This is a genomic window from Methanopyrus sp., from assembly GCF_053997775.1.
This window is the reverse complement of sequence record NZ_JBMXXF010000004.1, coordinates 137,052-155,505: the sequence shown is the minus strand read 5'-3', so window position 1 is coordinate 155,505 and position 18,454 is coordinate 137,052. Positions and strand designations below refer to the sequence as shown.

Annotated in this window: 24 protein-coding genes; 12 read left to right on the top strand and 12 right to left on the bottom strand. The window is 69.0% G+C overall.

Annotation, left to right across the window (positions count from 1 at the left end):
- Positions 1 to 2: 2 nt before the first annotated feature.
- Genes cobT through ACXJJV_RS01525 form a run of 5 tightly spaced genes read right to left on the bottom strand, consistent with a single transcriptional unit; the run spans position 3 to position 3,407 of the window.
- Positions 3 to 1,118, bottom strand: coding sequence for a nicotinate mononucleotide-dependent phosphoribosyltransferase CobT (gene cobT, locus ACXJJV_RS01545; protein ID WP_456466403.1), 1,116 nt, complete (start codon positions 1,116 to 1,118; stop codon positions 3 to 5).
- Positions 1,115 to 2,146, bottom strand: a complete 1,032-nt coding sequence (locus ACXJJV_RS01540) for a M24 family metallopeptidase (RefSeq protein ID WP_456466429.1) — start codon at positions 2,144 to 2,146, stop codon at positions 1,115 to 1,117. Before ACXJJV_RS01540 ends, cobT begins: the two co-directional genes overlap by 4 nt.
- Positions 2,058 to 2,993: a toprim domain-containing protein gene (locus tag ACXJJV_RS01535; RefSeq protein WP_456466402.1), complete on the bottom strand. Its 936-nt coding sequence runs from the start codon at positions 2,991 to 2,993 to the stop codon at positions 2,058 to 2,060. The genes ACXJJV_RS01540 and ACXJJV_RS01535 overlap by 89 nt, the downstream gene beginning before the upstream one ends.
- 13 nt (positions 2,994 to 3,006) lie before the next feature.
- Positions 3,007 to 3,195 (bottom strand): 50S ribosomal protein L37e, encoded by a 189-nt coding sequence (locus ACXJJV_RS01530; RefSeq protein ID WP_456466401.1) that lies wholly within the window; start codon positions 3,193 to 3,195, stop codon positions 3,007 to 3,009.
- Positions 3,196 to 3,215: 20 nt separating this feature from the next.
- On the bottom strand, positions 3,216 to 3,407 hold the full coding sequence (locus tag ACXJJV_RS01525; RefSeq protein ID WP_456466400.1) for an LSM domain-containing protein: 192 nt from the start codon (positions 3,405 to 3,407) through the stop codon (positions 3,216 to 3,218).
- A gap of 69 nt (positions 3,408 to 3,476) precedes the next feature.
- Here ACXJJV_RS01525 and ACXJJV_RS01520 point away from each other — a divergent pair, with 69 nt between their 5' ends.
- Entirely contained in the window at positions 3,477 to 3,983 is a 507-nt protein-coding gene (locus ACXJJV_RS01520; RefSeq protein ID WP_456466399.1) for a PUA domain-containing protein, read from the top strand.
- Positions 3,984 to 4,000: 17 nt separating this feature from the next.
- On the opposite strand, the gene ACXJJV_RS01515 is transcribed toward ACXJJV_RS01520, so the two are convergent.
- The 3 genes from ACXJJV_RS01515 to ACXJJV_RS01505 are packed head-to-tail and all read right to left on the bottom strand — an operon-like array spanning position 4,001 to position 6,075.
- Complete coding sequence (locus ACXJJV_RS01515) at positions 4,001 to 4,804, bottom strand: septum site-determining protein MinD (protein WP_456466398.1); 804 nt, start codon at positions 4,802 to 4,804, stop codon at positions 4,001 to 4,003.
- A gap of 5 nt (positions 4,805 to 4,809) precedes the next feature.
- Positions 4,810 to 5,685 carry a hypothetical protein gene (locus tag ACXJJV_RS01510; protein ID WP_456466397.1) on the bottom strand — a complete coding sequence of 292 codons (876 nt, stop codon included), beginning with the start codon at positions 5,683 to 5,685 and terminating at the stop codon, positions 4,810 to 4,812.
- A 42-nt stretch (positions 5,686 to 5,727) separates the two neighbouring features.
- Positions 5,728 to 6,075, bottom strand: a complete 348-nt coding sequence (locus ACXJJV_RS01505) for a roadblock/LC7 domain-containing protein (protein ID WP_456466396.1) — start codon at positions 6,073 to 6,075, stop codon at positions 5,728 to 5,730.
- 77 nt (positions 6,076 to 6,152) lie between these two features.
- Between ACXJJV_RS01505 and ACXJJV_RS01500 the strand changes: the two genes are divergently transcribed.
- The 8 genes from ACXJJV_RS01500 (at position 6,153) to engB (ending at position 12,138) form a co-directional block, all read left to right on the top strand.
- Positions 6,153 to 7,007, top strand: coding sequence for a hypothetical protein (locus ACXJJV_RS01500; RefSeq protein ID WP_456466395.1), 855 nt, complete (start codon positions 6,153 to 6,155; stop codon positions 7,005 to 7,007).
- Positions 6,979 to 7,371: a Mov34/MPN/PAD-1 family protein gene (locus ACXJJV_RS01495; protein WP_456466394.1), complete on the top strand. Its 393-nt coding sequence runs from the start codon at positions 6,979 to 6,981 to the stop codon at positions 7,369 to 7,371. The genes ACXJJV_RS01500 and ACXJJV_RS01495 overlap by 29 nt, the downstream gene beginning before the upstream one ends.
- A 116-nt stretch (positions 7,372 to 7,487) precedes the next feature.
- Positions 7,488 to 8,393 carry an MBL fold metallo-hydrolase gene (locus ACXJJV_RS01490; protein ID WP_456466393.1) on the top strand — a complete coding sequence of 302 codons (906 nt, stop codon included), beginning with the start codon at positions 7,488 to 7,490 and terminating at the stop codon, positions 8,391 to 8,393.
- Between the two features lies 1 nt (position 8,394).
- On the top strand, positions 8,395 to 9,279 hold the full coding sequence (locus ACXJJV_RS01485; protein WP_456466392.1) for a DUF2101 family protein: 885 nt from the start codon (positions 8,395 to 8,397) through the stop codon (positions 9,277 to 9,279).
- A 91-nt stretch (positions 9,280 to 9,370) separates the two neighbouring features.
- Positions 9,371 to 10,033: a SepCysE family protein gene (locus ACXJJV_RS01480; RefSeq protein WP_456466391.1), complete on the top strand. Its 663-nt coding sequence runs from the start codon at positions 9,371 to 9,373 to the stop codon at positions 10,031 to 10,033.
- Positions 10,030 to 11,274, top strand: a complete 1,245-nt coding sequence (locus ACXJJV_RS01475) for a DNA ligase-like domain-containing protein (RefSeq protein ID WP_456466390.1) — start codon at positions 10,030 to 10,032, stop codon at positions 11,272 to 11,274. Before ACXJJV_RS01480 ends, ACXJJV_RS01475 begins: the two co-directional genes overlap by 4 nt.
- 13 nt (positions 11,275 to 11,287) lie before the next feature.
- Positions 11,288 to 11,461: a preprotein translocase subunit Sec61beta gene (locus ACXJJV_RS01470; RefSeq protein WP_456466389.1), complete on the top strand. Its 174-nt coding sequence runs from the start codon at positions 11,288 to 11,290 to the stop codon at positions 11,459 to 11,461.
- Positions 11,462 to 11,478: 17 nt separating this feature from the next.
- A complete protein-coding gene (engB, locus tag ACXJJV_RS01465; RefSeq protein WP_456466388.1) occupies positions 11,479 to 12,138 on the top strand; it encodes a GTP-binding protein EngB in 660 nt (219 codons plus the stop codon).
- On the opposite strand, the gene ACXJJV_RS01460 is transcribed toward engB, so the two are convergent.
- Positions 12,135 to 12,872 carry a UPF0280 family protein gene (locus tag ACXJJV_RS01460; RefSeq protein WP_456466387.1) on the bottom strand — a complete coding sequence of 246 codons (738 nt, stop codon included), beginning with the start codon at positions 12,870 to 12,872 and terminating at the stop codon, positions 12,135 to 12,137. The two genes, engB and ACXJJV_RS01460, sit on opposite strands and share 4 nt — an antisense overlap.
- A 40-nt stretch (positions 12,873 to 12,912) precedes the next feature.
- Between ACXJJV_RS01460 and pyrG the strand changes: the two genes are divergently transcribed.
- Positions 12,913 to 14,508 carry a glutamine hydrolyzing CTP synthase gene (gene pyrG, locus ACXJJV_RS01455; protein WP_456466386.1) on the top strand — a complete coding sequence of 532 codons (1,596 nt, stop codon included), beginning with the start codon at positions 12,913 to 12,915 and terminating at the stop codon, positions 14,506 to 14,508.
- On the opposite strand, the gene ACXJJV_RS01450 is transcribed toward pyrG, so the two are convergent.
- Positions 14,486 to 15,541 carry a DHH family phosphoesterase gene (locus ACXJJV_RS01450; RefSeq protein ID WP_456466385.1) on the bottom strand — a complete coding sequence of 352 codons (1,056 nt, stop codon included), beginning with the start codon at positions 15,539 to 15,541 and terminating at the stop codon, positions 14,486 to 14,488. The two genes, pyrG and ACXJJV_RS01450, sit on opposite strands and share 23 nt — an antisense overlap.
- 2 nt (positions 15,542 to 15,543) lie before the next feature.
- Positions 15,544 to 16,233 (bottom strand): phosphoglycolate phosphatase, encoded by a 690-nt coding sequence (locus ACXJJV_RS01445; protein WP_456466384.1) that lies wholly within the window; start codon positions 16,231 to 16,233, stop codon positions 15,544 to 15,546.
- Between the two features lie 13 nt (positions 16,234 to 16,246).
- Between ACXJJV_RS01445 and ACXJJV_RS01440 the strand changes: the two genes are divergently transcribed.
- Positions 16,247 to 16,942, top strand: a complete 696-nt coding sequence (locus ACXJJV_RS01440) for a 16S rRNA methyltransferase (RefSeq protein WP_456466383.1) — start codon at positions 16,247 to 16,249, stop codon at positions 16,940 to 16,942.
- Here ACXJJV_RS01440 and ACXJJV_RS01435 read toward each other — a convergent pair whose 3' ends face one another.
- Positions 16,943 to 17,191 carry a hypothetical protein gene (locus ACXJJV_RS01435; protein ID WP_456466382.1) on the bottom strand — a complete coding sequence of 83 codons (249 nt, stop codon included), beginning with the start codon at positions 17,189 to 17,191 and terminating at the stop codon, positions 16,943 to 16,945.
- A gap of 41 nt (positions 17,192 to 17,232) precedes the next feature.
- On the opposite strand from ACXJJV_RS01435, the gene hemA reads away from it, so the two are divergent.
- A complete protein-coding gene (gene hemA, locus ACXJJV_RS01430; RefSeq protein WP_456466381.1) occupies positions 17,233 to 18,453 on the top strand; it encodes a glutamyl-tRNA reductase in 1,221 nt (406 codons plus the stop codon).
- Position 18,454: the final 1 nt, after the last annotated feature.

The window sequence follows — 18,454 nt, the reverse complement described above, 5'->3', positions numbered from 1 at the left end:
GGTCAGTCCCCGTCCATGGATTCCCGCCAGCGCTCGTACACCCGCTCGCACGCCTTCAGCACGTCCCTCGGCGTGATCTCACCGCGCGTCTTCAGGGCGGCGGCCACCTGGGAGCCACCGGCGCCGACCCCCTCCTTCACGTACCCGCGCTCGTACAGGGTGAACTCCCGGTACCGGGACCGGGAGAAGCCCGGGTCCGCGGAGAACAGGGCGAACCGGCCCACCTGCCGCAGCAGCCCCAGGATGTCCGAGTCCTCGTCTTCCACCACGTACTTGGTCGTACCCACGAACACGCGGCCCGGGTCGTACTCGCCCAGCTCGGAGAGGCACGCGAGCACGGCGACCATCTGCGTGCCCCCGGCCAGCAGGACCGGCGTCCGGCACCCCTTGAGGATCCCGAGCACGGCGGGCATCATGGGGTCGCCGAACCGGCGGGCGGCTTCGTGGGGGTCCAGGTCCCCGGGCTCGACCCCCTGAGCCCTCAGCCCCTCCCGCACGACTCTCTCCTTGATCTCGTGCGGCGTCTCGTGGGAGCTGCTCGCGAAGCGGCCCCACACCTCGTACCCTAGGGCGGCCATCACCGCCATCGCCGTGGTCGTCCCGCCCGGCACGCTCTCGCCCACGGTCAAGAAACCCACGTCCCGGCTCAGCTCGCGGCCCAGCAACCGCCCCGCCTCGAGCAGGTCGTCGTACGCATCCTCGGACAGGGCAGGGCCCTCGCGGAAGTCCCGCGCCACCTCCCCGCCCAGGTCGATGCAGGGGCAGGCGGGCTTCACGGCCACGCCGGCGTCCGCGGGCAGGAAGGGGAGGGAAGCCAGATCCATGGCCGCCCGCGTGATCACGGCGGGGGAGGGTGCACCGGCCGGGTTCTGGGGCGCGTCCTCCGCGTTCACGATCCGGTCCAGGTAGATCAGCTCCACGTCCCCGGCCGGCGTGTGGAAGGTTAGCTCCGGCGTGCGGCCGGCCGCGGAGATGCCCGGGATCAGGCTGACCTCGGTGTTACCGATCACGCAGATCAGGATCGTGCGCTCGCCCAGGCACGCCCTGAGTGCGTCGTGGACGGCCCTCCGGTCCCCGTAGGCCCGGATCCCGGGAAGGACCTCCCCCAGATCCGTCAAACGATCCACTCCCGGGGTAGGTTGGTGAGTACCTCGCACCCGTTCCCGCGGACGACCACCATCTCCTCCACCCTGACCCCGAACCGCTCGGAGTACAGGCCCGGTTCCACGGTGATCACGGCACCCTCCGGCAGCTCACCACGGAGCCGACCCTCGTGCACGGTCACCCCCACGTGATGGCCGAGGCTGTGGGGGAACGAGAAGTCCTGAAACTCCCCCTCCATCTCCTCTCGAACGCGCTCCTCCACCTCCTTGGGATCCACCCCGGCCCGGAGCTCCCCCAGGGCGCTCTCCAGGGCCTCGCAGACGGTTTCCAGTACCGGGACCGCGTTCCCCTCCTCCGCGCACACGGTCCGCGTGACGTCCGTGCAGTAAACGTACCTCAGGCCGAAATCGACGAGCATCGTGTGCTTCCACTCCCGTCGATCCGGTTGCGGTCGGTGATGCGGGACGCCGGAGCCCTCGTCGTAGCCCACGATCGGGTCGAAGGAGGGGGATACCCCGAGCTCCCGGGCCCGGGCCGCGAGCTCGGCGGCTACCTCGCTCTCCGCCCTCCCCTCCTCGGGTATCAGGGAACGCAGGATCCCCTCGGTGACCTCGACCAGCCCCCGGATCACCTCCACCTCCCCCTTCGTTTTGGATAGCTTAACGTTTCGAACGTCGTCCGAGACCCTCAGCCGGTAGCACGGGACGTACTCGGGGGCGCGCCGGGAGTCGCTGACGCGGGCCGGTGGCAGGTCCCGGGCCTCCTCGCGCTCGAGCACCTCCAGCTCCTCCGGGACGGGCCACTCCCGGACGGCCGGTAGGTCCATCCTCGGGACGAGGAGCGCGTACCTCTCCTCCTCGAAGTCCGCGTAGAACGCCAGGCCCGGGAAGTGCGTCGCCCATTTCACGTTGTCCCGACGGACCAGCACGCACCGCTCTCCGTCGCAGGCCTCCTCAAGCCTCCTCATCTTCTCCCCGAACGTCCTCCTCCTCAGCGTCTCCTCCACCCGATCCAACGTCCTCCTCAGCCGATTCCCCCTCACCTTCCTCAACCTCCCATCCACCCTTGGAGAGCTCCATGACGGACCGGTAGACCCTGAGGACCTCGAGCGCGCTCTCGCGGGATGGGGCCGCGATCCGGCGGTCCCCGACGACGACCTCAACCCCGAGGGCCTCCCCGAGCTTCTCGACCACGCCCGGTTCCACCTCCTCCGGGGACAGGCCCACTTCTCGGCAGACCTCCTCCAGACTCACCGGTACCAGGCGGCGCTCCCGTTCCTCCAGTCGCTCCCGGAGCTCCCGCACCCGCTCCCGGAGCCTTTCCACCTCGCGCTCCAGCCGCTCCCGCTCCTCCTCCAGCTCCTCCCGCTTCTCCTCCGACCGCTCGAGCTCCTCCTTCAGTTCCTCGATCCTGCGCCGCTCGTCCTCCACCCGCTCCTCCAACTCCTCCAGCTCCTTCAGGCGCTCCCTCAGGTCCTGGAGCTCCTCCCGCAGCCGCTTGAGCTTGATCAGACCCTTGAGACCGGCCCGGATGAGGGCGTTGCGGAGCTCCCGCTCCACGATGTCCAGGTTAACGTGCTCGACGTCGTGGCCGAGCGGGAGCTTGACGCGCTCCACGTGGCCCACGAGGTCCTCGAGCTCCTCCTGGAACTCGCTGGCCAGCTTCCGACCCGGCTTGTCGGCGTCGGTGGCGATGAGGACCACGTCGGCCCCCTCGGCCGCGCGGCGGGCGATGTGGGCGTGGGTGGTGGGGATGATGGAGGTAATGGTGACGTTGAACTCCCCTCCGAGGGCCATTCGCTGAAGGACCTTGGAGATGATCTCGGCGTCGGCGGCTCCCTCCACGATCACTCGGACGTCGACGGGGGATCGCTTGCGTCGCGGGGGCATCGCCGGGGCTCCCTCAGCGTCGCCGCTGCCGGTTGTACTTCTTGTTCTGCCAGTTGTACTTCCTCATCCGCCGCGAGCGGCCGAAGCCGCAGGCCGCACAGTACCCCTTCCGCACGTGGTAGGCCCGGCGGCCGCACCGACGGCACCGGACGTGGGTTTTCGTCTTGTTGCGCTTTCCGAAGGAGGGCGTGCCCTTCGCCACGTTCGATCACCCCCGGAGGGTTACCCGACCTCCGCCGGGGATATTAAGGTGACACTGTCGCCTCGGACGAGCACGCGGCCCAGTCGGACCTCGGAGTCCCCGGAGATCTCGACGCAGTCGTCCAGGACCAGGTTCAGGTGCCCGTCGAAGGATACGAGTCGGCCACGGAGCGTCTTGCCGGTTTTCAGCTCCACGATCACGATGTCATCCAAAAAATCCCTCAGTGCGTCGCGCGGCCTCAACGGGTCCGGCACCCCCGTCGCGCGGTGGGGGAGGCGCGCATGAAGGTTTCCCGGCGGCATCCGATCTCGGAGAAGGAGCTGGATGAGGTGCTGAGGGACATCCGGGGAACCGTCGGGGTGGACCTTGGGGAGGTCCTGTCGGGCGAGGAGCTGGTGGAGCTGGGGCACGTGAAGGGCCCGGAGGTGGAGCGCATACTCATCGCCCGGGGTCGGGTGGTGGCGTTCGAGTGGAAGGAGCGGTGGTTGCCCACGCTGCACCCGCTGCTGGAGCTGGGGTCGGGGGCGTTCGGGCACGCGGTGGTCGTGGACATGGGGGCCGTCAAGCCGATCGCCTCGGGTGCGGACGTTATGGTGCCTGGGATCGTGGAGGTGAGGGGAGGGTTCGAGCGCGGTGATGGGGTGGTGGTGCTGGACGAGAGGAACGAGCGGCCGTTGGCCGTCGGCATCGCCCGGTTCGACGCGTCGGAGATCGAGCGGAGGGATCGGGGTCGCGCGGTGGAAAACGTGCACCACGTGGGGGATGAGCTCTGGGAGGCGCGGTTCTGACGCCCGCCGTCTGACCTCTACCGCTTGCCGAACAGTCCTTTGATGATCTTAGAGAGGACGCCCTCCTTGTCCGGGACCTCCACCTCGTACTCGATGCCAAGGAGCTCGGCGGCCAGTTTTTTGAACGCCTGGGCGGCCGCGGACTTGGGGCTGCGGACGACCACGGGCTCACCGAACGCGGCGGCGCGGCGCACCTCGGGGTCTTCCGGGATCTCGGCCAGCACCCGGGTCTCCAGGATCTTCTCGATCTCGTCCTTGGTGAGCTCGGTCTTGTCCTTGGTCACCCGGTTCACGGCGGCCCCGGTGATGTCCGTGCCCACGCGCTCGGCCACGGCCTTAACCTTCAGCGCGTCGGTGATGGAGGCGATCTCGGGGTTCACGACCAGCAGGCACTCGGTCGCGGCGGAGAGCGCCGTCAGCGCGTCGCGGCCCAGTCCGGCGGGACCGTCGATGAGGAGGAAGTCGGCCCGGTCTACGATCCACTCGACCACCTCGCGCAGGCGCTCCGGGTTGGCCTTACGGATGCCCTCGAGCGAGATGCCGGCCGGGATGACCTTCACGCCCTTGGGACCTTCATACACTGCCTCTTCCACGTCCGCCTCGCCGGCCAGCACGTCGTGCAGGGTGACGGGGGCGTCCTCCATCTGGAGGATCAGACCGAGGTTGGCCATGGCGATGTCCGCGTCCAGGATGTAGACCTCGCCGTTCATGTCCGCGAGGGCGGTTCCCAGGTTGGCGGTTACGGTCGTCTTACCGGTGCCGCCCTTACCCGAGGCGATGCAGATGGCCCTACACCCATCTCCCCCTTCGGACTCCGCCAAGCTCGCTACCCCTCGTTCGGGGACTCGGCCTTGGATTCGGATGATTCCGTGGTGTGTCCGATGAGGAACTCCAGCTTGGACGTTAGAGACTTAGCGATTCTCTCACATTTTTCGTCGACTTCTTCGGGGTCCGATTCGACGACGAACGCGATTAAGACGTCTTTATAGGGTTTTACCGCCAGGGTTTTCCCAGACTTGGTTCCAAGCTTCACCCACTCTAAATGAACCTCCATGTAGTCATCCAGGAGGTCGACGAGCCGGCTGATTTCGGCGGCTGCGCGGTCCGGTTCCCGGATGCCCTGGGAATCCACCACGAGGCCCTGCCGGTCGGTGATCACGTACGGAATCTCGGTCTCCTCCTCGGCTGGCGAGGGCACCTTGGCGGACTCCACGATCATGCTGAGGTCGCTGCGGAGCATGAACACGTCGGCGTCCGATGGGGTGGTCCTGGTCTCGCAGATCGCCACGCTGCCGTTCACCTTGACGGCCAGGTAGTTCGACCCCTCCTCGGAGGACACGATGATCGTGTCGGCGTCCCGCGCCGTCTCGAACACCCGCTTGATCGCGTCGATGAGCTCGTGGTCGAAGGATCCGTCACCCGACATTCCGATGGGCTTGCCTCGCTCGTCGATCACCGCCATCCACTCGAACCCGAAGTACTCGCGGAGCTCGTCCAGCGCCTTGGACATGTCCTTCCGGGCGGTCTCGACGAGCTTCTCCGGCTCCAGCTGCTTGGAGGCGATCTGCAGGGCCCGCTGGATCGCCTCCTCCCGGGCCTCCCTCGCGTGCTCATCCTCGGGCTCCTCTACCCGCTCCTCCTCACCTCCCCTTCTGAACAGCCGCTTGAACTTGCCCACGATGCGGGCCACGGTCCTCAGCACCCTGAGACCTCCTGCGGGGGCTTTGGTGGGGGAGGGGAACGGTTATAGCTGCTTGGCGATCTCCTCGGCCGCCTCCTGGGCCCGTAGGCGGATTAATCCCAGGTTGGCGTCTGGGTCGGTGATGAGCACCAGCGTCGCCTCCTCGCTGACCGCGATGATCATCACCTTGCCCTCGGTGGACTCAATCAGCATCTGCTCCAGGTCGCCCAGGTCCATCTCGTCCACGACTCGCTCGCCCGATCCGTACACCGTGGTGGCGATGGCTCCGACCACCTCGGAGTCGATGTCCGGCGGCACGGCCTCCGCGATAATCAGACCGTCGCTGGATACGACCAGGGACCCGTGCACTCCGTCCACGCGGTTCAGGTCGGCCAGCACCTTCTCGATCAAGCGAGGAACCCCCGGCTCTGTGCTGAACTTAACGCTCAAAAATAAGGATTAATTGATTTGGGCCCGGGGGGACCGTCGTGGGCGCCCTGACGGTAACGATTTCGGTCCTTTCGACGCTGCTGCTGGCGGTCATCGCCTATACGGTGGGGAGCGTGGGTCGAACGATCGGGTCCCGGGCCGTCGCCGTCGCGGGACCGATCGCGCTGGGGGTCGCGGCGGGCACGTTCCTCGTCGTGCCGGCGCTCACGGATCTCCCGGGTGTGGTCTCGGAGTTCTGGAGCGGTAAGCCGGTGCTGGCCAAGGTGACCGCGTCCCCGTCGGACCTGCCGAAGGTGGCGAGGGAGCTGCGGCGTCTCGGCGCCAAGACGGTGGATCGTCGGGTGCGGCTGGAGCTGACGATGGGGGAGAAGGTGAACCCGGAGCGGCGGCGCTGGATCGAGCGAAAGGTGAGGATCGCGTTCCCGGGCGTCGTTGAGGCGCGGTTCGTGGGGCCCGGTAAGCTGGTACTGGTCGTGGACACCTCCCGCGTTCGGCTGGAGGATGTACCCAAGCTGGCCGACCGGGTGTCTTGGTGGATCACCTACACTAGCGGGTACGTGGTGGTCGGGGCCTCGTCGGTGCTGCAGGTGAGGGCGGGCCGGGGCGCGCTGGCCCGGGTGCAGGAGGAGTTCCGCGGTCTGGTCAACGTGAAGGTGCTGTACGATCCCTCGCGGGTCGTGAGAGAGCGGGTGGCTCGATCCCTCCCATCCCCGCTCGAGGCGCTGGCGATGACGGTGAGCGGGTTCGCGCTGCTGGGCGTCTCCGGATGGTACGGGGTGGTGGGTCGGGTGGCGAGCGCGGTGCGGTCGTGGTGCCGGAAGGTCAAGGACAGGGTGGGACGGCGGGAAGGGAGGGTCGTGCGGCTTGGTAAGGTTGGTAAGGTTCAACGCTAGCCTGCTCGACTCGCTGCTAGAGGCCAGTCGGAGGAATCACCCTGACGAGTTCTTCGCGGTGCTGGGGGGCGAGGTGCGCGGGGAGGAGGTGATCGTAGACTCCCTGCTGATCGTCCCGTTCGAGGCGTCGGACACGGGGGCCGTGTTCGATCTGATGTCCGTTCACCTGCGGGGGGCGGTGGGCACGTTTCACTCGCACCCGTACGGGGAGCCCGTGCCCTCCGAGGACGACCTGCTCCTGTTCCGGCGGTTGGGGGCCGTGCACGCGATCGCGGCCTACCCGTACGATCGGCGGAGCGTGCGCTTCTACGACAAATCCGGCAGAAATATAACCGGGCTGGTCGCGCTCGCGGACGACCGATGACGAGGCGAACAACCGCGGATTCGCGTTCTCGTGAAGATCCTGCGACCACGCCGAGGCGGGATGAAGAGATCGAGGTAGGCCGACCCCGCGAATGACGAGCCCTGGGGTACTTGACCGTGGCGCGCTCGCTCCGGGTGGGCGACGTCAAGGTCCGCCCGCTGGGGTTCGAGAGCCTCGGCGTCCGGTCCATGGCCACGCTGATCGAGACCCCGGACGTGACCGTGCTCGTGGATCCGGGCGTGTCCATCCCGCCGAAGCGGTACGGGCTCCCCCCGTCCGATGAGGAGTGGGAGGCGCTGGAGCGGGTGCGGAAGGAGATTCAGCGGGCGGCGGACCGGGCGGACGTGATCACGATCTCGCATTACCACTACGATCACCACACGCCGTTCCTGGAGCGCGAGTACGAGGCGTGCGACGAGGAGACGGCGAGGGAGCTCTACGCGGACCGGCTGGTGCTCCTTAAAGACCCGGAGGAGAAGATCAACCAGAGCCAGCGGCAGCGGGCGAGGGCGCTCACGAGCCGGCTAGAGGAGGAGGGCGTCGAGTACGAGGTGGCGGACGGGCGCTCGTTCGAGTTCGGGGGCACCCGGCTCGAGTTCTCTCCCCCGTTCCCGCACGGGCCCGAGGGGACCCGGTTGGGCTACGTGCTGTGCCTGCGGGTTCGGACGGACGACGCCACGGTCCTGCACGCGTCGGACGTGCAGGGGCCCGTGTACCGGCCGGCCCTGGAGTGGATCGTGGAGGATCGGCCCGACCTCGTGCTGATCAGCGGTCCCCCCACCTACCTCCTCGGCTTCCGGTTCTCGAAGGAGAACCTGAAGAAGGCCACCGATCACCTGCTGGAGATGTCGGACCGGGTGGGCCGGGTGATCCTGGACCATCACCTGCTTCGGGACAAGCGGTACCGGGACCGGCTGTCGGAGGTGTACAGCGAGGAGAACGTGGTCACGGCCGCCGAGGCGGTGGGGGAGGAGGAGCGGCTGTTGGAGGCGTACCGGGACGAGCTGAGCGGGGAGAAGTGAGGTGCTGGAGAGGGTGGGGCGCGCGGTCTGGAAGCTCACCGCGGTGACGGGGTACCTCGTGGTCAACCTCCCGTGGCTGCTGGTGAAGGCGGTGCGCGAAGGGCCCCGGAAGTCGGTCCGGATGGCCTCGCAGCTGGCCGACTCGGCCGAGCGCTCCGTGGAGGTCTTTCAGCGGATGATGGAAACCGCGCGGGAGACGGTGGAGGCTGTTCGGGAGGGCCGGGTCTTCCTTCCGGAGCTGGAGGAGGTGCCGTTTCGCGACCTCGAGATCCGGGGCGTGCGGATCGCGGCCGCGCCCCGGATGCCGTGGGACATTCCGGCGCTGATCCTGCAGTTGTCGCTGATCACCACCGTGATCTTCACGGTCTTGGAGGAGGTGATCGTGCCCCCGGTCTTCCTCTGGGAGATCCTGTCCTTGCTCTCCGTGTTCGTCGCGGCCTTCAGCCTGGGCTGGTTGCGTCGCGTCTCCCCGTTTGAGGACCACTGGCGGCCTTACCGGCACGCCACGGCGATCATCCTGGGGGCGGTGTTCCTTTCGGTCCTGCTCACCAACGTGCCCCCACTCGTGGCCCTGATGCTGCCGATCGAGATGACCCTGCCGGGGCTCGGATCCTTCGGCATCCCCCTTCTGGGCGTCGTGCTGGCGCTGGTGGAGGTTCGGCGCCGGTTCGATCGCGACTGGACCCTGGGCGTGGTGCTCGAGCGGGCGGGCGAGAACCGGGTCGTGGTGGTCGTGGGCAGCGACCTGGCCGCGAACACGCTGCCGGGCGAGTACGAGGTCGAGGGGGACGCCGAGCCGGGAACCCTGGTGGTCGTGAAGGTGAGGAAGCGGCCGTTCTCGGTGGCGGGGTCGGAGCCGTACAAGATCGCTGGGGAGTGGGGGTGACCCCTCGGCCAGCCATCCTCTCCTCACGGACCGCGCTCGGCTAACAGCTCAGTCGTCATCGGGGGCCTCGAGGGTGACGGGAAGGAAGCGCTTGGAAGAACTTTTCCGACGGGCCGTCGCCTCGGGTCGGGGTCGGCTGCGGGTCCCGCGTGATCCCGGGGAGATCCGGCTGGACGTGGACGCCGTTCGGGAGCTCGTGCACGCCGCGCTGGAGCTGGACCACTACCTCACGCGCACCGCACCGGATCACGTGGTGACGGGCCGGGAGGCGCGGGAGGTGGCCCGGCTGCTGAACGACATCATTTCGAGCGTGGAGCGGCTCTCTGGGCTGGAGGCGGAGGTGGAGGCGAGCGAGGAGCGAGTGCGGGAGGAGTTCCGGGACGCGGTGTTCGTCGTCGTGCGGGGGAGGGAGCGCAAGGCGCTGCGGGAGCTGGTGGAGCGGCCGGTCGTGCAGGCGGGCGGGCCGCTGATCCCGGAGGATTACCGGGAGGTGAACCCGAACCTGCCGGAGGAGCTGCCGGAGGGGATCGTGAAGGCGGCGGAACGGGCCCGTCGCGAGGTGGAGGAGAGCGTGAGGCGGTCGGGGGCGCGGCGGCTGGTGCTGGTGCGGGAGCGGGGGGACAAGGTCGGTGAGGTGCTGGAGCGGGAGCTGCCGGAGATCGCGGAGGAGCTGGGCGTGGACTTCGAGGTGATCGAGGTGGATGACTTCTCGGAGTTGAGCCCGTCGGACCTGCTGAAGGGGTCGGGCGGTTGACGGAGGTCGTGGAGACGCCGTCGGGCGAGCGCCCGCGGATCCCGAAGGAGGCCCGGGTCACGTTCTCCCGGACGATGCCGGCCGTCCTGCCCGAGACCGTGGAGTACACGGTGCGCGCGTACCGGGTCGAGCTGGAGCACGTGGTCAACGACGGTGAGGAGGTGGGGCTGAGGATCGAGGAGAAGAAGGACGGGACGAACGTGCGGGTGGTTCTGGGGAGGGCGCTGGAGGACGCGGTCGGGGAGCCGGTGATCGCCCACACCAGGAGCTGGGTGAGGGTGGAGGAGGTGGAGGAGTTCGTGGAGTCGGTGATCGACCCCTCGGAGCACTTTCTCACCGTGGTGGAGGGGGAGTTCCTGCCCCTCTCGGCCTTCGGGACGTCGGTCTTCCGGATGTGGGAGGAGACCCTGGACTACATGGATTACCACGTGCGGCTCATGTCCAAGTACACCCTGAACCCGCGGAGGAAGCGCGTGCCGCGCTCGTGGATCGGGAAGCTTTTCGACCGGCTCTCCAAGCTGAGGAGGCACGTGCGGACCCTGGAGACCGTGCAGCGGCGGCTTCCGGACGTGCGGCTGGCCGAGGACGAGCGGTTCCAGCGGCTGAGGGACGAGATCGAGCGGCTGACGTCGATCGCCGTCGAGAAGGACTACGTGCCGGAGGACGCGGTGGAGATGCTGCGGGAGGTTCTGCGGAGGATGGACGAGCTGGACGCGTACGAGCCGGAGGACTCGGAGCCCGTGTACTACGTTTTCGCGGTCGACCTGTTCGACGGTGAGGTAACGATCCGGGAGCCGAAGACGCGCCAGTACGAGCTCCTCTCGGACCTCGTGGACGGAGAGAACATCAAGCCGGTCCCGACCACGCTGTGTGACCTGGGTGAGGCGGAGTCCGTGGCCCGGGAGCTGATGGAGCGGGTGGAGGAGAACCGGCTGGAGGGGCTCGTGATCAAGCCGGAGCGGGAGGTGCCGGGCGCCCCGCACGCGAGGAAGGTGAGGGCCCGGTGGTACCTGAAGGGGATGAAGCTCACCTCCCGGCTGAACCTGGAGGGGTTCACGGGGGCGGCCGAGCGGGCCGCGAGGAACGAGACGCGGCGCGCCCTGGCGGCGATCGAGACGGCCTACCTGTACCGGGCGCTGCGCGCGCTCTCCGAGGGCAACCTGAAGCGGGCCGCGCGCATCGTTTCCGAGGCGGAGCGGACCGTTGAACGTATGTCGGAGTGGGACGATCCGACCGTGTGAGGGGGGTGGGGACTTGGGTAAGAAGACCCGGGAGGAGCGCGCCGAGTTGCCCCCGGCCCGGGCGGGCATCCTGAGCTTCTGGGACGAGGAGGCCCCGGGGTACCGGGTCGACCCGGACCACGTGATCTACGCGTGCTTCCTCATCGCCGCGGTCCTGGCCATCCTGCACGTGATGGCCTACGCGTAGCGGCGGTGCGTCGGCCGTTGGCGATCCACAGCTACGTGCCCGAGGACCCGCTGGAGGAGACGGAACTGCCGGAGATCGTCTTCGTGGGACGCTCGAACGTTGGCAAGTCCAGCCTGATTCGAGCCATCACCCGGGGAGGCGCCGACGTCCGGGTAGGCAAGCGCCCGGGCGTGACCCGGTGGCCGGTGTTTCACGAGCTGGACGGGGAGCTCGTGCTCGTCGACCTGCCCGGGTTCGGGTTCATGAAGGGCGTCCCCCGGAGGCATCAGGAGCGCGTGAAGGACCTGATCGTGGAGTACCTGGAGACCAAGGACAACATCCTCTTCGCCGTGCACGTGGTGGACGCCAAGGCCCTGCCGGAGATCGCCGAGCGGTGGGAGCGGCGGGGCGAGATTCCGATCGATCGGGAGATGTTTCAGTTCCTCAACGAGCGGGGCCTGGACCCGATCGTGGCGGCCAACAAGATCGACAAGATCAAGCCGGTCCGGTTCGAGGAACACATGGACCGGGTCGTGGAGGCGCTCGGCCTGTTCCCCCCGTGGCGTCAGTGGCTGGATACGGTCTTCCCCGTCTCGGCCAAGACGGGCGAGGGACTCGTGGAGTTCCTGGAGGCCCTGCAGGAGAGGGTAAGGAAGGCCGGGCACCCGGAGTTCGCCCGGTTCTTCCGCACCCGCTAGATCGTCGGCTCGAGGCGGGCCGGCCTGACCTCTCCTCCTTCGATCCGAACCATCCGGGGCAGCCGGCCCGAGTACCCGACCAGGTCCCCGTGCACGATCAGCACGGCGTCCACGACGTCCCCCGTGAGGTCGTCCGCGAGCTCGAGGGCCCGCTGCACGGCCCCCTCCGGGTCGTCACCCCGGGTCAGGTTGCACACGGCGGTGGCCGCTGCGTCCGCCACGGAGGCCCGCTCGGCGAACACCGTGACCGCGTCCGCCTCCCCCAGGCTGAAGGAGTGCCCGTACCGGCCGGAGCTCGTGCAGACGCCGACCGTGCCGCGCACCTCGAACCCGAGCCGGCCGGTGAGCGGGTGGTCCTCGGACACGTACAGACCGACGATGACCGGGCGTCGGGACCTCACCTGCACGTCGCCTCCGTTGTCCACGATGACGGTGGGGCTGGCGGACCGGGCGGCCAGCTCGGCGATCGAGCCGGCCACGGCGGCCATCGGCCCGACCCCGGTGAGTCTCGCGGCCCGCGCCATGGTCCGGACGATCCTCGGGGCCCGTTCGGTCACGCGGATCGGGACCTTGGCGGTGAGGAACTCGGGGTGCCGGTGCACGTAGGCGTCGAGCCGGCGCCGATGGTGGCGGACGGCTCGGGCCGCGCGGTCGAGGTCCCGCCTCGAGTCCGCCGAGATGGTCACGTCGGTCTCCTCGATGACCACCCGTCGGGTGGGTCGTCCCGCACGCAACCTTATTTTTCCCCGCTATCGGGGTCGACGGGGGCGCACGTTGAAGTTCATCGTGGTGACGGGCGGCGTGGTCTCCGGGATCGGGAAGGGGATCACCACGGCCTCGATCGGTCGGCTGCTGAGCGCGCGGGACATCGAGGTGACCGCGATCAAGATCGACCCGTACATCAACGTGGACGCCGGGACGATGAACCCGTTCCAGCACGGCGAGGTGTTCGTGACGGAGGACGGGGTCGAGACGGACCTGGACCTGGGACACTACGAGCGGTTCATGGGGGTCACCCTCTCCGGTTCCCACAACATCACCACGGGGAAGATCTACCAGCGGGTGATCAGGAAGGAGCGGCGCGGCGAGTACCTGGGCGAGACGGTGCAGGTGATCCCGCACGTGACGGACGAGATCAAGTCCTGGATCCGGAACGTGGGCCGGGCGAGCGGCGCCGAGGTGGTCCTGGTGGAGATCGGTGGGACGGTCGGTGACATCGAGGGGATGCCGTTCTACGAGGCGGTCCGGCAGCTGCAGCTGGAGGAGGGCCGCGAGAACGTGATGTTCGTGCACCTGACGTACGTCCCGTACCTCAAGCACACGGAGGAGCTGAAGACGAAGCCCACGCAGCACAGCGTGAAGGAGCTGCGCAGCCTGGGGATCCAGCCGGACGCGATCGTCTGCCGGTGCGAGTACCCGCTGAGCGAGTCGGTGAGGCGTAAGATCGCGCTGCACACGAACGTGCCGAAGCGGGCGGTGATCGACGCGCACGACACGGACCTGGTCTACAAGGTCCCGCTCATGTTCGAGGAGCAGGGGTTCGGGGAGTACATCTGCGAGCGGTTGGGGCTGGACGGCGGAGAGCCGGACCACTCGGACTGGGAGGAGTTCATCGAGCGCATCGAGAGCGCGGAGGAGGAGGTGAGGATCGCCGTGGTGGGCAAGTACGTGGACCTGCCGGACGCGTACATCAGCATCCGGGAGGCGCTGGTTCACGCGGGCGCGGAGGCGGGCGTGCGCGTGGAGATCGACTGGGTGGACGCGGAGGAGCTGGAGGCGGGCCGTTCGGAGGCGTGGGAGCGGCTGCAGGAGGCGGACGGGGTGCTGGTGCCCGGCGGGTTCGGGAAGCGGGGCGTGGAGGGCAAGATCGAGGCGATCCGGTACGCGCGGGAGGAGGAGGTCCCGTTCCTGGGCATCTGCCTGGGGTTCCAGCTGGCCGTCGTGGAGTACGCGCGGAGCGAGGCGGGGATGGAGGGGGCGCACAGCACGGAGTTCAACCCGGACGCGCGCCACCCCGTGATCGACCTGTTGCCGGAGCAGCGAGGCGTGGAGGAGAAGGGTGGGACGATGCGGCTGGGCGCGGAGCCCGTGGTGCTGGAGGAGGGGTCCCTAATCCGGGAGCTGTACGGGAAGGAGGTCGTGCTGGAGCGTCACCGGCACCGGTACGAGGTCAACCCCGAGTACATCCACCGGTTGGAGGAGCACGGGCTCCGGTTCACGGGCCGCTCCCCGGACGGCCGGATGGAGGTTCTCGAGCTCCCGGACCACCCGTACTTCGTGGGCACGCAGTATCACCCGGAGTTCAAGTCCCGACCCGGGCAGCCCTCCCCACCGTTCCTGGGTCTGGTTAACGCCGCGATGGAGCGGTAGGTTCCCGGCTCAGCAGCTCGTCGGCGGCGCGGTGAAAGGCCTCCCGTGGGTCCCCGGACCGGAAGTGCAGCGCGGCAGCGTTCGGGTGACCCCCCGCCCGGGCCCCCTCCAACCACCGGGCCATCTCGGCCAGCAGCTCGTTCACGGGGAATCCGCGGGCCCGGCCGCTCGCCTTCAGCAGCCCGCACGGCTTCCGCTCGGAGTTGTACACGACCGCGCAGCGAAGCCCCCGACGACGCAGCAGGTCGTGGGCCACCAATCCCTCGATGTCCACCTCGGAGTGCACCTCGGCGTACCCCACCCCGAGCACGACGTGCGCGGCCCGGGCGGCCCGGTCGGACCACGTTCCCCGCTCCGCCCGCACCCTCCCCCGGTACCGGGACAGGCGCGACTCCACCACCTCGTGCGGGGAGTCGGCCATCAGGAGAACCTCCAGGGCCCGCTCGGCCCCCTCGTGGTACCTCACCCGACGGGCCGCGTTCACGGTGGCCGCCGCGTCCTGAATGGGGTTCAACCGGCGCCCCGGGGGAGGGACGAGCAGGGACCGGTCCACGAGGCGGGCCAGGGTCTCGTACACCGGACCCCGATCGAGCCCGTCGCCGGCCGCCCCGACGAGGGGTATCCACGGGCGGCGGAGTCGGCCGGTCCGGTGCGCGATCATCCCGGCCAGCGCGGACGCGGAGGTCTCCCGGGGTAGGGCCGGAACGTGGTGCGGGTTGATCGTCAGCGGGTAGCGCCTCGGGCCCGGGTGGTGATCGATGACGATGACCCGACGCTCCGCCCCGTCCATCGGGGGCGGGGTCACGTCCACGGTCACGATCACGTCGTACCCCTCCAGCATCTCTCGCAGGAGGTCCTCCGGGACGCCGTAGTACCCGCCGGGCGGGAACCGGACGTCCCCGGACTCGAGGCGGAAGGCCTCGCAGAGCGTCGCCGCCCCGGAGACCCCGTCCGCGTCGATGTCGGCCACGACCCCCACGCTCTCCGCCGCGTCAAGCATCCGCGCCGCCTTCCTCACCAGCGCGTGCAGCAAGCCTACACCTCCCGGAGCAGGCTCCGCAGGAACTCGGCGACGCCCTCCCCATCCTCCGCGTCCAGCACCACGTCGGCCGCCTCCCGGGCCCTCCGGCTGGCGTTCGCGGGCGCGACCCCGAGCCCGGCCGCGCGGAGCATCGGGGCGTCGTTGTCCCCGTCACCCAGCGCCACCACGTCCTCCGGATCCACGCCCATCAGCTCGCACGCACGGCGCAGGCCCCGGCCCTTGTCCACGTCCCGAAGCTTCAGGTGGTACGCGAAGCCCGTGTCCACGACCTCCACCTCCTCCAGCCCGTGCTCGCGCAGGACCTCGCGCACGCGTTCCACCGGGACGTCCCGGTGGATGGCCACCTCGGTGCACCGGAGCCCGGGCGGCTCGGTCCGGCGCACGTTCAGCTCCTCTCGGAGGACGCGGTAGGCCCGGCGGACGAGGTCGATCCGGTCCTCGTCCGCGAGCACCTCCCGCCGGCCGTTCGCCTCGACGACGCCCCCGTTCTCCGCGATGAGGGGGCCCTCGAGGCCCAGCAGGGTGGCGGCCGCCCGGGTGTAGTACAGGGTGTTCCCGGTCGCGATGCCGACGGGGATCCCGCGCCGTTGGAGGGCGCGGAGGTACCTGACGGATTTTAGGTGGACGGCGCGGTCCCTCCCCGTGATCGTCCCGTCCAGGTCCGTGATCACCAACGAGACCAAGGGGTCGCCCCCGTTGCCGAGGCTGTGCTTCGTGCTGGCGGAGTCGGAGCTGGAGCTGATCCCGCCGAAGCTCCGGAGCCACCCGCACGTGACCCGGTGGGCGAAGCGGCGCGGTCGGAAGCCCGGGGAGTGCCTGCTGATCGCCAGCAAGCACCACGTGGCGATGCGGGACAAGCGGCTGCCGGAGCGGGACCGTCGGGGTCGGCCGGACATCGTGCACGTGACGCTGCTTCACGTGCTCGACTCGCCGGCCGCCCGGGAGAACCTGATCGACGTGTACGTGCACACGCGGCACGATCAGGTGATCTGGTTCCGGAACGACGTGCGGCTGCCGCGGGATCAGTACCGGTTCTTCGGCCTCATGGAGCAGGTGCTGAAGGAGGGTCAGGCGCCGCCGGACGCCGACGACCCGTTGATCGAGGTGCTGGACGTGGACGTGTGGAAGATCCTGGACGCCAACGAGGTGAACGTGCTGCTCTCGGAGAGGGGGGACCGGATCGAGCCGGTGGGTTACCTGGCGGGGATCCTGGACGCGGGCGTGGACCGCGTGGGCGTGATCGTCGGGGGGTTCCCGAAGGGGGACTTCTCGGAGGAGTTCTACGAGCGGGCGGACGACGTCGTGCGGCTCTACGACGAGCCGCTGGACGCGTGGACGGTGGCGGCGAGGATCGTGACGGCGTTCGAGCTGGCGGCCGGGGTGCTGGGCTGATCACTCCTTGACCCGGATGTTCTCGATCATCTCCCGGGGGATCTCGATCTCCTCGTTCTCCTCCACCTCGCCCTGGGAGATCCGCTGCGCGAGCCAGGTGTTGATCGCCGTGCAGATGTGGATGGGCTCCACGCCCGTCTCGAGCGCCTTCTCCGCGATCGCCTCGGCCACCTCTTCCTTGTTTTTAATCTTGATGTTGTACGTCCGTTCCATGACGGTCAGGTGGGCCAGGGCCTCGGACTTCGACAACCCGGTCTCCCCCGTGAGCGTGTGGCGGTGGGGGCCTTCCCATGGATGATTTTGTTTGCATCGGTCTCACGCACAAGGAGGCGGAGGTGGAGCGGCTCGAGCGGGCCCGGTTCGAGGACGAGGAGGCCCTACTCGAGATCAGGGAGACCTTCGACCTCTCCGGGTGCGCTCTCCTGCAGACGTGCAACCGGGTGGAGCTGTACGCGTCCGGGGTGCGGGAGGGTCACGTGGACCGGCTGCGGGAGCTGGTGGACGAGGAGGCCTGGGTGAAGAGGGGTCGGGACGCGGTGGAGCACCTGTTCCGGGTGGCCTGCGGCCTGGAGTCGATGATGGTGGGGGAGCAGGAGATCCTGCGGCAAGTGAAGGAGGCGTACGAGCGGGCGGCCCGGCTGGGCACGCTGGACGATCGGTTGAAGCTCGTGTTCCGGAAGGCGATCTCGGTGGGGAAGCGGGTCAGGAGGGAGACCGCGATCAGCGAGGGGGCGGTGTCCATCGGCTCCGCCGCGGTGGAGCTCGCGGAGCGGGAGCTGGGGGACCTGAGCGACCGCACCGTTCTGGTCGTGGGCGCCGGGGAGATGGGGAAGACCGTGGCCCGGGCGCTGGTGGACCGCGGCGTCAGGGCCGTGCTGGTGGCCAACCGGACGTACGAGCGGGCCGTGCGACTGGCCGAGGAGCTGGGCGGTCGGGCCGTGAGGTTCGACCGGTTGGAGGAGCACCTCGCCGCGGCGGATGTGGTCGTCTCGGCCACGGCCGCCCCGCACCCCGTGATCACGGTGGAGCACGTGCGGCGCGCGCTGCGGGGGCGCGGGGATCGGCCGCTGCTGATCATCGACATCGCGAACCCGAGGGACGTGGAGCGCGGCGTGGAGCGGCTGGAGGGGGTGGAGGTCCGGACGATCGACGACCTTCGGGAGATCGCCCGGGAGAACCTGGAGCGGCGACGCTCCGAGATCCCGAAGGTGGAGGAGATCATCCGGGAGGAGCTGAGGTCGCTGGAGCGGGAGCTGGAGCGGCTGGAGAGGCGACGGTCGGTGGCCCGGGTCGCCCGGTCGCTGAACGAGCTGAAGGAGAGGGAGCTGGAGCGGGCGCTGCGGAGGCTGGAGGGATCGGACCCGGAGCGGGTGCTGAGGGACTTCGCGGAGGCGTACACGAAGCGGCTGATCGGCGCGCTCTCCTCCACGCTCCATCGGCTTCCGGGCGGGGACCGGGACAGGATTTGTGAGGAGCTCTCCCGGTCCCTGAGGAGGGTGTCGAGGGGGTAGC